Origin of the sequence: Streptomyces pluripotens (assembly GCF_000802245.2) — a bacterium.
Taxonomy (GTDB): domain Bacteria; phylum Actinomycetota; class Actinomycetes; order Streptomycetales; family Streptomycetaceae; genus Streptomyces; species Streptomyces pluripotens.
In genome coordinates this window covers 5,289,809-5,301,867 of record NZ_CP021080.1, presented here as the reverse complement: position 1 = coordinate 5,301,867, position 12,059 = coordinate 5,289,809, and the positions used below count along the sequence as shown (strand labels likewise).

Below are 12,059 nucleotides of genomic sequence, written 5' to 3'. Positions count from 1 at the left end.
CTGGGACGGACAGGGATCTGCGCCTGACCGCGATCGTGGTGCCCACGGGGATCCGAGCCGGACAGGGGCGTGAGGGCTGACGGGCGTCATGGGTCTGGGAGGTCATGGCGAGCCGTTGCCGTGGAACGGGAGCCCGAGCCACGGGAGCGGGGTATGAGTGGAAGTACCTGCCGCTGGATCACCGCCGGAAAGGGATCATGATCGTGCAACGCCGAGCTGTGTCGGCCGTACTGACCGCGGCCGCCCTCCTGCTGACGGCCGGGTGCTCCTCCGGCGGAGGGGGAATCCCGGGCATCGGAGGGAACACGGTGCCGAACGGTACGGCGCCCCACACCGCGGCGTCCGGCCGGGTCACTGAGCCGACCCCGCCGGCCAAGGGCTCGGTACGGGTACTGCGCACGGTGGCCGAGGGGCTCAAGACGCCCTGGGGGCTGGCCCCGCTCCCGGACGGCGATCTGTTGGTCTCCTCCCGGGACGAGGGGACGATCACCCGGATCGACGGGAAGACCGGCCAGAAGACCGAGCTGGGCACCGTGTCCGGGGTCTCCCCGGCCGGCGAGGGCGGTCTGCTGGGCATCGCTCTGTCCCCCGACTACGCCTCGGACCACATGGTCTACGCCTACTTCACCTCGGCCTCGGACAATCGCATCGTCCGCGTGCGCTACGACGACCAGAAGCCGCCCGGCGGACAACTGAGCGCCCCGGACACGGTGTTCAAGGGCATTCCCAAGGGTTACGTGCACAACGGCGGCCGGATCGCGTTCGGCCCGGACGGGATGCTGTACGCGGGTACCGGTGAGAGCGGCCGACGGGCGCTGGCGCAGGACAAGAGGTCCCTGGGCGGCAAGATCCTGCGCCTGACCCCGGAGGGCGAGCCGGCTCCGGGCAATCCGTTTCCTGACTCCCCCGTGTACTCCTACGGTCACCGGAACGTCGAGGGGCTGGCCTGGGACGACAGACAGCGGCTGTTCGCCTCGGAATTCGGCCAGGACACCTGGGACGAACTGAACGCGATCAAGCCCGGCGACAACTACGGCTGGCCGGACGCCGAGGGGAAGTCGTCAAACCCGGCGTTCCACAACCCGGTCGCCCAGTGGCACACCGACGAAGCCTCCCCCAGTGGCATCGCCTACGTCGACGGAGTGATCTGGATGGCTGCCCTGAAGGGGCAGCGGCTGTGGCGCATCCCGCTGAAGGGCATCCAGGCCTCGGCCGCCCCCCAGGCGTTTCTCACGGGCAAGTACGGCCGTCTTCGTACGGTGGTCGCCGCGGGCGGCAACAAGGTCTGGCTGGTGACGAGCAACACGGACGGTCGTGGATCGCCGAGGAAGGGGGACGACCGGGTGCTGGAGGTGGAGGTGACGTAGCACCCGCGCATCCGCTCATGTCCCTTCCGGCTCGTCCTCCGGCTTCGGTACGCTCGGCGGCGGTCCGGACAGCCGTATGAGGGCCGTCCCGGACGCGAGGTCGATGGGGCCGCGTCCGGGGTCACCGTCGCCCACGTCCTCACGGGTCAGTTCCAGCCTGTTCTGCTCGTCCCGAGTGTGTTTGCGACCGGGCGCGAACAGTTCCTCGAAGGCATTGAACACGGCTTCTCCCCACTGCCGGTTTCCTCCAGCGTATGTCTTACCCGGTCGGTTGGGCAGCGAGCGTCTCGGGCGGGAACAGCCCCAGCCGGTGGGCCAGCGCCGCCGCTTCGCCCCGGCCCGAGACGTCGAGTTTCCCCAGGATGTTGGAGACGTGGACACTCGCGGTCTTCGGCGAGATGAACAGCTCCTGGGCTATCTGGCGGTTGGTGCGGCCGGCCGCGACCAGGCGCAGGACCTCCTGCTCCCGGCTGGTGAGGCCGAGAGCCGCGGCCGGGTCGGCGGGGGCGAGTGCCTGCCGTGGGACACGGTTCAGCGGGAGGCGGGCGCGCTGGGCGAGTAGGGCGACCTCCGCGGCCAGGGGCCGGGCGTCGAGGTGGGCGGCGACCGAGCCGGCCAGTCGGAGCAGTTCCGCCGCACGGTCGCGCTCGCCGTCGCCCCCCTTGGCCAGCAGCGCTCCGGCGAGACGGTGACGGACCCGGGCGAGGTCGTAGGGACGGTCCAGGCGTTCGAAGGCGGTGACCGCCGACGACCAGGTGTCTACACTGTCCTGGGCCTCGGCCCGCAGCAGTTCGGCGCGGGTCCACTGGCCGTAGGCATGCCAGAGCGGGACTCCCGTGGTCAGGTTCCGCGCGGCTTCGGCGAGCCGGTCGAGGTTCTCGGCACGGTCGGTCCGGGCGGCGGGCGGGGTACGGGCGTCGGCCTCGGCGATGGCGGCGGCCAGCAGCAGCGGCCAGCCGTAGCGGTGGGTGCCGGGCGGGAAGCCGGTGTCGAGGGCCCGGCGCAGTTCGGCGCGAACGTCTGCGATGCGGCCCTCTCCGGCGGCCACACCGATGGCAATGCGGGCCAGCAGCAGCGAGTGCTGGGGCATGGGGTCGTGGGTGCCGTAGTGGGCGCGGGCGGTAGCGAGCTGCCGCCCGGTCTCACCGAGTTCTCCGCGGGCCAGGGCGAGGTGGGCCAGGCGCACGGCCCCGGCACCGCGGGGCTTGGCGCTGTGGCCGACCCGAGCTGCATGCCCGGCGGCCTCGGCAGCCTCCTGCCACTGGCCGAGCGAGTACAGCGCCTCGGACAGATTGCTCCACATCCAGGCCTCGGAGTCCAGTAGTCCGTACGTGCGGGCGAAGGCGATGCCTTCACGCAGGACGGGTACGGCCTCCCGGTCACGGCCGACGCTCTGCAGTTCGGACGGCAGGTTCACATAGGCGCGGCCCGCGACATGGTGCACGCCCTCCGCGAGGGTGTCCCGCAGGACCTGCCGCAGCTCCCCGAAGCCGGTCTCCGGATCGCCGGAATCCACCATGAGGCAGCCGAGAGTGAGGCGGGCGTGCAGTTCCGTGTCCCGGGCGCCGACCATGTGCGCGTACCTGACGGCCCGCTCGGCGGCGGCGAAGGCCTCGGGACCGGGCCGGTGCAGCATGGACCAGTTGGCGGCGAGTGCCAACACCTCCGCGTGCATCTCCGAGGGCGGCAGGCCGCGCACGAGGTCCTGGGCGATGGCCAGTTCCCGCCACCCGTCACCGCGGGCCAGGGCCTGGACGAGTCGGGAACGCTGCACCCAGAACCAGGCGGCGCGGATGGGGTCCGGTTCGTCCTCCAACAGGCGCAGGGCCCGCTTGGTGATCTTCAGTGCGCGTTCGCGTTCGCCGCCGAACCGGCCCGCCACGGACGCCTCGGCCATCAGGTCGAGGTAGCGCAGCGGACTACCGGCCGGGGCTCCGCCGCTCGAAGGGCAGCCCTCGCCGCAGTCGACCGGGCGCAGGGCGGAGCGCACCTCGTCGGAAACGCTGTCCCACAGCTCCATCGCCCTTTCCAGAAGACCGAGCTGTTCGGTGTAGGCGTGGCGCCGGCGGGCGACGACGGAGGCATCCAGGACGACGGGCAGGGCTTTGGCGGCGTCGTGGGCGTGGTACCAGTAGCTGGCCAGGCGCATCACACGGGCGTCGTCCGCGACGAGCGCGGGATCGGCCTCCAGGGCTTGGGCGTAGCGGCGGTTGAGCCGGGAGCGTTCACCGGGCAGGAGGTCGTCGGCGACGGCCTCGCGGACCAGTGAGTGTCGGAAGCGGTAACCGTCACCGGCCGGAGTGACGGTGAGGATGTTGGCGCCGACGGCCGCCCGGAGCGCCTCGATGAGGTCGTCCTCGGTGAGCCCGGCGACGGCGGCGATCAACCGGTACTCCACGGTGGAGCCGCCTTCGGCGACAACCCGGGCGACCCGCTGAGCGCTCTCGGGCAGCGCCTCGACACGGACCAGGAGCAGGTCGCGCAGGGAGTCGGTCAGACCGGTGCAGTTGCCCACGCAGCCGGCGACGGCGAGTTCCTCGACGAAGAAGGCGTTGCCGTCACTGCGTTCGAAGATCTCGTCCACCTGGGCGGGATCGGGTTCGGCGGCCAGGATGCCGGCGATCTGGCGGCCGACCTCCTCTCGGGTGAAGCGGGCGAGTTCGATGCGGCGGACGGTGCGCAGGCGGTCGAGTTCGGCGAGCAGCGGGCGCAGCGGGTGGCGACGGTGGATGTCGTCGGAACGGTAGGTGGCGAGAACGAGAAGACGACCGGCGCGCACCGTGCGGAACAGGTAGGCGAGCAGGTGACGGGTGGAGGCGTCGGCCCAGTGCAGGTCCTCAAGCACGAGCACGACCGGGCGTGCGGCGGCGACCCGCTCCAGCAGTCGCACGGTGAGTTCGAAGAGGCGGGCCATGCCCTGCTCGTCATGCCGGCCCGCGGTGGCCTCGCCCAGTTCGGGCAGCAACCGGGCCAGTTCCTCCTCCTGGCCGGTCGCCGCGGCGGCGAAGTCCTCGGGCAGGGCCTCGCGCAGGGCGCGCAGGGCGGTGGAGAAAGGAGCGAAGGGCAGCCCGTCGGCGCCGATCTCCACGCAGCCACCGAGCGCCACGACCGCACCGCGGTGCGCCGCGGCCGTGGTGAACTCCTCGACGAGTCGGGTCTTGCCGACGCCCGCCTCGCCGCCGAGCAGCAACGCCTGCGGCTCTCCCGCGGTGCCGGACGCCAGGGAGGCGTCCCTGGCGGCACGGGTGAGCGCGTCGTTCAAAGTGGCCAGTTCGTCGGTGCGACCGACGAACACGGGACTGACGGACCTGGTCTCCACGGGCCCGAGCATCGCACGAGGTCCCGAGGGAACGGCAGCGGTTTTCCACAGCTTCGGTGCGATGGTCCTACCAGCGACCGGAAGGGGCGGGCCGACCGGCGGAAGGGTCGTACGACTCTGCCGGGGAGCCGTACGACCCTGGGGCGGAGGGTGGCCGACCCCCGTACGGTCGCCCTCCGCCCTGTCCGCGGCCGGGCCGGCGGTCACGCGGCGCGCGGGAGCCGGCGCCTGCGGGAGCGACCGGTATGCGGTTCGGCGGCTGCGTCACCGTGGCCGGCAGCCCCGCGACGGCGGCGGGCGGCGCGTGGTGTCCGGGCGGCGGCGCGGGCCAGGCGCTCCCGCTCGGCCTCGCGGATCAGTTCGGCGGAACGCATCCGGTGGTACTCGATCTCGAACATGGCGTGTCCTTCGGGGAGAGGCGGTGTGGTGCTTCGCTTTCTGCGATGCCTCCACCTTCGTCTCCCAGGGGGGTGCGCCACATCGGGAGAGTTCCGCATCTTCGGCCCGCCGGCCGACCGCATGCACGGGTAAGGGGCCTTAGGTCACCCCGACGGTGCGCGCAGATTCCCTAAGGCCCCCCGACGTGCGGCTTCTCAGTCGGCCGCGGCGGGCCGGGCAGTGCGCTCGGAATGCTCTTGGGGGATCCCCCCATGGCTGGTGTGCGAGGCATGTCCGCGTGCGGCGCGCCACTCGGGGGCGAGCACCGCCCAGATCTCCGTGCTGGTGCGCACGCCGCGGTGCGGGTAGTTCTCGCGCAGCACGCCCTCACGGGTCATGCCGAGCCGCCGGGCCACGTTGATGCTGGGCTCGTTGGCGGACGACACGTGCCATTCCACCCGATGCATACGGCGCTCTTCGAAGGCCCAGTCGAGCAGCACCCGCATCCCGCGCGTGACCAGCCCGCGCCCGGCCGCCGCGGGTTCCAGCCAGCAGCCGGCCTCGCAGACCCCGCTCGGGGTGTCCCAGACCCGGAACAACAGCCCGCCGACGAGTTTGCCGTCCAGCCGGATCCCGTGCACGCCACCACCGTCGGCGGCGCGTTTGCCGGCGTACGACGTCAGCCAGGCCCGGGCGCCGTCCAGATCGGAGACCACGTCCGGCAGCCCGACGTGCCGGCCGATGAACTCGCGTCCCCGGTCGATGCTGGCAAGCAGTTCCTCTGCGTGCCAGACCTCCAGAGGCACGAGTTCGGCACCGTCGTCACCCAGGGATATCGCGTACATCGCGCTGCCGTTCCTTCCGCAGTTCGTCCACCGAGACGTCGCCGAGCCTCTCATGGGCGGCGTGGCACTCGGGCGGCTCGATGCTGATGCGCGGCAGCCTGCGCTCCAGCCAGCCCGGCAGCCACCAGTTGGCGGCGCCGAGCAGGTGCATCAGGGCGGGGACGAGCAGGGTGCGCAGCACGAAGGCGTCCAGGGCGACAGCGGCGGCCAGTGCGATGCCGAACATGGCGATCACGCGGTCGCCGCTGAGCACGAAGGCGAGGAAGACCGAGATCATGATGACCGCGGCGGAGTTGATCACCCGGCTGGTTTCGGCCAGGCCCACGCGGACGGCGCGCCGGTTGTCGCCGGTCTCCAGCCATTCCTCGTACATCCGGCTGACCAGGAAGACCTGGTAGTCCATGGAGAGTCCGAACAGGACCGAGACCATGATCACCGGCAGGAAGGGCTCGATGGGGCCGGCGCGTCCCAGTCCGAGCAGGTCACTGCCCCAGCCCCACTGGAAGACGGCGACGACGATGCCGAACGCGGCGGCGACGGCGGCGATGTTCATCGCCCCGGCCTTGAGCGGGATGCCGAGCGAACGGAAGGCGACGAGCAGCAAGAGGCAGCCGAGCCCGATGACCGTACCGACGAACAGCGGCAGCTTGCCGACGATCACCGCCGCGAAGTCGTCGTAGCCGGCCGTCACCCCGCCGACCTGGACGTCCAGGGAGGTACCCCGCTCCGCGCGGGGCAGTACCTCGGTGCGCAGCCGGTTCACGAGCTGGCTGGTCGACTGCGACTGGGGCGCGGAGTCCGGGACGACGGTGAGGTAGGCCGTGTCCCCACCGGTCGCGTAGGTGACCGGGGTGACGGAAGAGACACCCGGTGTGTCGCGCAAGGTGGTGTCGAGGTTGTCCAGGGCGAGCCTGTCGTCCGCGCCGTCCACCCGTGTCACCAGTGTCAGCGGCCCGTTCACTCCGGGACCGAAGCCCTCTGCGAGCAGGTCGTAGGCCTGGCGGGTGGTGGAGGCGCGGGGGTCGTTGCCCTGGTCGGAGGTGCCGAGGCGGAGGGAGAGGGTCGGCAGGGCGAGCAGGGCGATGGCGGCGACGGCGAGCGAGCCGAGTAGCTTGGGGCGGCGCTCGACCAGTGCGGACCAGCGGGCGGCGAGGCCGGCGGGCAGCTCCGGTCCCGGCCCGTGGTCGGCGAGTCGGCGCCGCTCGCGTCGGCTGAGCGCGCGCGGACCGATGTACGAGAGCAGCGCGGGCAGCAGGGTGACGGAGGCCGCCACGGTCAGCACAACGGTCAGACAGGCGGCCACGGCGACCCCGTTGAGGAAGCTCAACCGGAGTATGAGCATGCCGAGCAGCGCGATGCACACCGTCGCGCCCGCGAACACGACCGCGCGTCCGGTGGTGGCGACGGCGTTCGTGGTGGCGTCGGCGACACTCAGGCCGCGTTTCAGGCCGCGCCGGTGCCTGGTCACGATGAAGAGCGCGTAGTCGATGCCGACGCCGAGGCCGATCAGCATGCCGAGCATGGGGGCGAAGTCAGCGACGGTCATGGCATGCCCGAGCAGACCGATCCCGGCGTAGGCGGTACCGACGCCGACCAACGCGGTGGCGATCGGCAGCAGCGAGGCGGCGAGCGAGCCGAAGGCGAGGAACAACACGACGGCTGCGACGGCCACGCCGACCACCTCGGCGGTGTGGCCGCGCGGTGACTCGGTGAGCCCGACGGCGGTGCCGCCCAGCTCCACCTGGAGCCCGTCGCCTCCGGCGGCCTTGGCGGTCCGCACCACGGACTGCGCCTCGGCCGCGCCGATGTCCTCGGCCTGTTGGGTGAAGGTGACGGTGGCGTAGGCCGTGCGGCCGTCAGCGCTGATCCGGTGGCCGCCCTGACCGCTGTACGGACCGGACACCGATGCCACTCCGGGCAACTCGGCGATCCGGTCCAGGGTGCCGGTCATGGTCTGCTCGACGTCGGCGTCACGGACCGTGCCGTCGGTCGTGTGCCAGACGACGGTGTCGGTGTCCCCGCCCAGGTGCGGGAAACCCTTCTTGAGTAGTTCGGCCGCATGGCCGGATTCGGTCCCGGGAACCCCGTAGTCGTTCGAGTACGCCGAACCGGCCGCGGCTCCGGCAGCGGTGACCCCGCCGAAGGCGAGGAGCCACAGCAGGACGGTGATCAGGCGATGCCGGACACACCAACGGGCGAGGGCTGCCACGGACGTGCTCCCAGGGGACGATTTTTGGATCTTTGACCGGGAACGATCGTCGAGAGACTGAACAGCCCGCAAAGAACGTATGAGCAATCTCAGGACACTCTTGCAGGCGAAAATGATCGTTTGCCGTGTTCGTGTCGTTATTCACAGCAGTGCGAGAGACGTCACAGGACGCCCCGGCGGATCCTGTCGCCCGAAGGCTGCGTTCAGCCGGACTGGTCTCCGAGCGCCATGAGCATCACCCCGAGGATCAACAGCCACAGGGCCCTGCGGGTCCGGCCCCGGTGCCCGAGGGTCGCGGCGACGGCGCACACGAGGGCACCGAGCGCATAGGCGGCCGGCACGAGCGCCGGAGCGGAACGGGTGAGCCGGAGCAGTGCGGCGGCCAGCCCGGCGAGGGTGAGCAGGGTTCCGGCAACGGTGGCGACCCAGCGAGCCCGCCGGGGGTCCCCGGCGGCCACGTCCCGTTCCTCTCGCTCGTCCCCTTCGCCCTGATCACATTCCCCGGATATCCCGAGCTCGGCCTCGGAAGGGGTACGTCCACTCATGGCGGGTGAGCGTATCGCCTCCGGCTGGGAAACCGGGCACGCACGGGGGCACCGCCGCGGGGGCCGCGTGCAGAGGGGTACGGCCCCGGAGGGGATCCTCCGGGGCCGTACTGCGTGGGGTGTGGGTTCAGCCTTCGCCGACGCCCAGCTTCTGCAGGATCAGTTCCTTGACGCGGGCCGCGTCGGCCTGACCGCGAGTGGCCTTCATGACCGCGCCGACCAGGGCGCCGGCTGCGGCGACCTTGCCGCCGCGGATCTTGTCCGCGATGGCCGGGTTGCCCGCGATGGCCTCGTCCACGGCGGCGGTCAGCGCTCCCTCGTCGGACACCACCTTCAGGCCGCGCTGGTCGACGACCTCCTCCGGGGTGCCTTCGCCCGCGAGGACACCTTCGATGACCTGACGTGCGAGCTTGTCGTTCAGGTCGCCGTTCGCGACCAGCTCGGTGACCCGGGCCACCTGCTGCGGTGTGATCGGCAGCTCGTCCAGGGCCTTGCCGGACTCGTTGGCGCTGCGTGCGAGTTCACCCATCCACCACTTGCGGGCGGCAGCCGCGTCGGCGCCGGCGACGATCGTGGCGACGATCGGGTCCAGGGCACCGGCGTTGAGGATCGCCTGCATGTCGGTGGTGGAGATGCCCCATTCGGTGAGCAGCCGGGTGCGGCGGACCAGTGGCAGCTCGGGCAGGGCCGCCCGGATCTCCTCGACCCACTCGCGCGACGGTGCCACGGGGACGAGGTCGGGCTCCGGGAAGTACCGGTAGTCCTCGGCCTCCTCCTTCACACGGCCCGAGGTGGTGGACCCGGTGTCCTCGTGGAAGTGGCGGGTCTCCTGGACGATCTTGCCGCCGCCGGAGAGGACGCCCGCGTGCCGCTGGACCTCGTACCGGGCCGCACGCTCCACCGAGCGCAGGGAGTTGACGTTCTTGGTCTCGCTCCGGGTGCCGAACGTGTCGCTGCCCTTGGGCATCAGTGACAGGTTCACGTCGCAGCGCATCTGGCCCATCTCCATGCGGGCCTCGGACACGCCGAGGGCGCGGATGACCTCGCGCAGTTCACGGACGTAGGCCCGGGCGACCTCGGGAGCGCGCTCGCCCGCGCCGACGATCGGCTTGGTGACGATCTCGATGAGCGGGATGCCCGCACGGTTGTAGTCGAGGAGGGAGTGCGAGGCGCCGTGGATACGGCCCGTCGCGCCGCCGACGTGCGTCGACTTGCCGGTGTCCTCCTCCATGTGGGCGCGCTCGATCTCCACGCGGAAGACCTCGCCGTCCTCCAACTGCACATCGAGGTAGCCGTTGAAGGCGATCGGTTCGTCGTATTGGGAGGTCTGGAAGTTCTTCGGCATGTCCGGATAGAAGTAGTTCTTCCGGGCGAAGCGGCACCATTCGGCGATCTCGCAGTTCAGCGCGAGACCGATCTTGATCGCGGACTCGACGCCGGTCGCGTTGACGACCGGAAGCGCGCCGGGCAGGCCGAGGCAGACGGGGCAGGTCTGGCTGTTGGCGTCCGCACCGAGCGCGGTCGAGCAACCGCAGAACATCTTGGTCTTGGTGCCGAGTTCGACATGGACCTCAAGGCCCATGACGGGGTCGTACGACGCAAGCGCGTCCTCGTACGACACCAGGTCGGTCGTGGTGGTCACGGTGAAAACTTCCCTCTCAGCCCAGCAGGACGTCGTCGTCGCCCAACCGCTTCAGCTCGCGGTAGAGGATGGCGAGGCCGGTGACGATCGCAGCGGCGGACACCGTGGCGTCGATCAACCGCAGCGTGTCGTTCTCCAGCCGCGCCTTCTTGATCTGCTTGACGACGCTCACCGCGCCGAACGCGGTGGTGGCCATGGACAGGTACGTACCGGACTTGGACTTCTTGAAGCCCTTGGCCTTGGTCAGTGCGCTCACAGCGACGGAGCCTCCTCCAGCAGCGGGTGCCCCCACTTTTCCACGAAGGCGGCCTCGACGGCGGCGCCGACCTTGTACAGCCGGTCGTCCTTCAGCGCCGGGGCGATGATCTGCAGGCCCACCGGAAGGTTGTCCTCCGGCGCGAGTCCGCACGGCAGGGACATCGCCGCGTTGCCCGCCAGGTTGGTCGGGATGGTGCACAGGTCGGCGAGGTACATCGCCATCGGGTCGTCGGCACGCTCACCGATCGCGAAGGCGGTCGTCGGGGTCGTCGGGGAGACGATCACGTCGACCTGCTCGAAGGCCTTCTCGAAGTCGCGCGTGATGAGCGTGCGTACCTTCTGCGCGGAGCCGTAGTAGGCGTCGTAGTAGCCGGAGCTCAGGGCATAGGTGCCGAGCATGATGCGGCGCTTGACCTCGGGGCCGAAGCCCGCCTCACGGGTGAGGGAGGTGACCTCCTCCGCCGAGTGCTCGCCGTCGTCGCCGGCCCTCAGACCGTAGCGCAGGCCATCGAAACGGGCGAGGTTGGAGGAGCACTCCGAGGGAGCGATCAGGTAGTACGCCGACAGGGCGAGGTCGAAGGACGGGCAGTCCAGCTCGACGATCTCGGCGCCCAGTTCCCTCAGCAGTTCAACGGACTCGTCGAAGCGCTGGATGACGCCGGCCTGGTAGCCCTCGCCGCGGAACTGCTGGACCACGCCGACGCGCATTCCCTGGACGCTGCCGTTGCGGGCGGCCTCGACGACCGGTGGGACCGGTGCGTCGATGGAGGTGGAGTCGAGCGGGTCGTGTCCGGCGATGACCTCGTGCAGCAGGGCCGCGTCCAGGACCGTACGGGCGCAGGGGCCGCCCTGGTCGAGGGAAGACGAGAACGCCACCATGCCGTAGCGGGACACCGCGCCGTACGTCGGCTTGACGCCGACCGTGCCGGTGACGGCCGCGGGCTGGCGGATGGAGCCGCCGGTGTCGGTGCCGATGGCCAGGGGCGCCTCGAAGGCAGCGAGTGCGGCCGAGGAGCCGCCGCCGGAGCCGCCGGGGATCCTGGTGAGGTCCCACGGGTTTCCGGTCGGCCCGTAGGCGCTGTTCTCGGTGGAGGACCCCATGGCGAACTCGTCCATGTTGGTCTTGCCGAGGATGACGACGTCGGCGGCCTTGAGCCGCTTGGTGAGCGTGGCGTCGTACGGCGGGATCCAGCCCTCAAGGATCTTGGAGCCGACGGTCGTGGGCACGCCCTCGGTGGTGAAGATGTCCTTCAGTGCGAGCGGAACGCCGGCCAGCGGGCCGAGCTTCTCGCCACGGGCCCGCTTCTCGTCCACCGCGCGGGCCTGGGCGAGAGCACCCTCGCGGTCGAGGTGCAGGAAGGCGTGCACCTTCTCGTCCACGGCCTCGATCCGGGCGAGGTGGGCCTCGGCGACCTCGACGGCGGTCAACTCGCCGGAGGCGATCTTCGCGGCGGTCTGGGCCGCGGTGAGCTTGATGATGGTGCTGTCCGTCATGG

10 protein-coding genes are annotated in these 12,059 nt (G+C 70.9%); 1 reads left to right on the top strand and 9 read right to left on the bottom strand.

The genetic code is table 11. From position 1 onward, the window contains the following. The first annotated feature begins 197 nt into the window (after positions 1-197). Positions 198-1,367, top strand: coding sequence for a PQQ-dependent sugar dehydrogenase (locus LK06_RS23935; protein WP_086083480.1), 1,170 nt, complete (start codon positions 198-200; stop codon positions 1,365-1,367). A 15-nt stretch (positions 1,368-1,382) separates the two neighbouring features. Here the strand turns inward: LK06_RS23935 and LK06_RS23930 are convergent, their stop codons facing one another. The 9 genes from LK06_RS23930 to gatA form a co-directional block, all read right to left on the bottom strand. Continuing rightward, a complete protein-coding gene (locus tag LK06_RS23930; protein WP_039653313.1) occupies positions 1,383-1,589 on the bottom strand; it encodes a DUF6191 domain-containing protein in 207 nt (68 codons plus the stop codon). A 37-nt stretch (positions 1,590-1,626) separates the two neighbouring features. Then, entirely contained in the window at positions 1,627-4,698 is a 3,072-nt protein-coding gene (locus LK06_RS23925) for a helix-turn-helix transcriptional regulator (protein ID WP_174673924.1), read from the bottom strand. Between the two features lie 191 nt (positions 4,699-4,889). Continuing rightward, complete coding sequence (locus LK06_RS23920) at positions 4,890-5,084, bottom strand: hypothetical protein (RefSeq protein WP_039653315.1); 195 nt, start codon at positions 5,082-5,084, stop codon at positions 4,890-4,892. Between the two features lie 195 nt (positions 5,085-5,279). Beyond that, positions 5,280-5,909, bottom strand: a complete 630-nt coding sequence (locus LK06_RS23915; protein WP_052269955.1) for a GNAT family N-acetyltransferase — start codon at positions 5,907-5,909, stop codon at positions 5,280-5,282. Continuing rightward, positions 5,887-8,118 carry an MMPL family transporter gene (locus LK06_RS23910; RefSeq protein ID WP_043432131.1) on the bottom strand — a complete coding sequence of 744 codons (2,232 nt, stop codon included), beginning with the start codon at positions 8,116-8,118 and terminating at the stop codon, positions 5,887-5,889. The genes LK06_RS23915 and LK06_RS23910 overlap by 23 nt, the downstream gene beginning before the upstream one ends. 203 nt (positions 8,119-8,321) lie before the next feature. After that, positions 8,322-8,663: a hypothetical protein gene (locus LK06_RS23905; protein ID WP_039653319.1), complete on the bottom strand. Its 342-nt coding sequence runs from the start codon at positions 8,661-8,663 to the stop codon at positions 8,322-8,324. A gap of 127 nt (positions 8,664-8,790) precedes the next feature. Further along, positions 8,791-10,305: an Asp-tRNA(Asn)/Glu-tRNA(Gln) amidotransferase subunit GatB gene (gene gatB / locus LK06_RS23900; protein WP_039653320.1), complete on the bottom strand. Its 1,515-nt coding sequence runs from the start codon at positions 10,303-10,305 to the stop codon at positions 8,791-8,793. A gap of 16 nt (positions 10,306-10,321) precedes the next feature. After that, positions 10,322-10,561, bottom strand: a complete 240-nt coding sequence (locus LK06_RS23895; protein WP_039653322.1) for a hypothetical protein — start codon at positions 10,559-10,561, stop codon at positions 10,322-10,324. Continuing rightward, entirely contained in the window at positions 10,558-12,057 is a 1,500-nt protein-coding gene (gatA, locus tag LK06_RS23890) for an Asp-tRNA(Asn)/Glu-tRNA(Gln) amidotransferase subunit GatA (RefSeq protein WP_043432129.1), read from the bottom strand. The genes LK06_RS23895 and gatA overlap by 4 nt, the downstream gene beginning before the upstream one ends. Between the last annotated feature and the right edge of the window lie 2 nt (positions 12,058-12,059).

Excerpts from the sequence above, each read along its gene's own strand:
- LK06_RS23935 (WP_086083480.1), top strand. The coding sequence starts at position 198 with ATGATCGTGCAACGCCGAGCTGTGTCGGCCGTACTGACCGCGGCCGCC.
- LK06_RS23925 (WP_174673924.1), bottom strand. The coding sequence starts at position 4,698 with ATGCTCGGGCCCGTGGAGACCAGGTCCGTCAGTCCCGTGTTCGTCGGT.
- LK06_RS23920 (WP_039653315.1), bottom strand. The coding sequence starts at position 5,084 with ATGTTCGAGATCGAGTACCACCGGATGCGTTCCGCCGAACTGATCCGC.
- LK06_RS23915 (WP_052269955.1), bottom strand. The coding sequence starts at position 5,909 with ATGTACGCGATATCCCTGGGTGACGACGGTGCCGAACTCGTGCCTCTG.
- LK06_RS23905 (WP_039653319.1), bottom strand. The coding sequence starts at position 8,663 with ATGAGTGGACGTACCCCTTCCGAGGCCGAGCTCGGGATATCCGGGGAA.
- gatA (WP_043432129.1), bottom strand. The coding sequence starts at position 12,057 with ATGACGGACAGCACCATCATCAAGCTCACCGCGGCCCAGACCGCCGCG.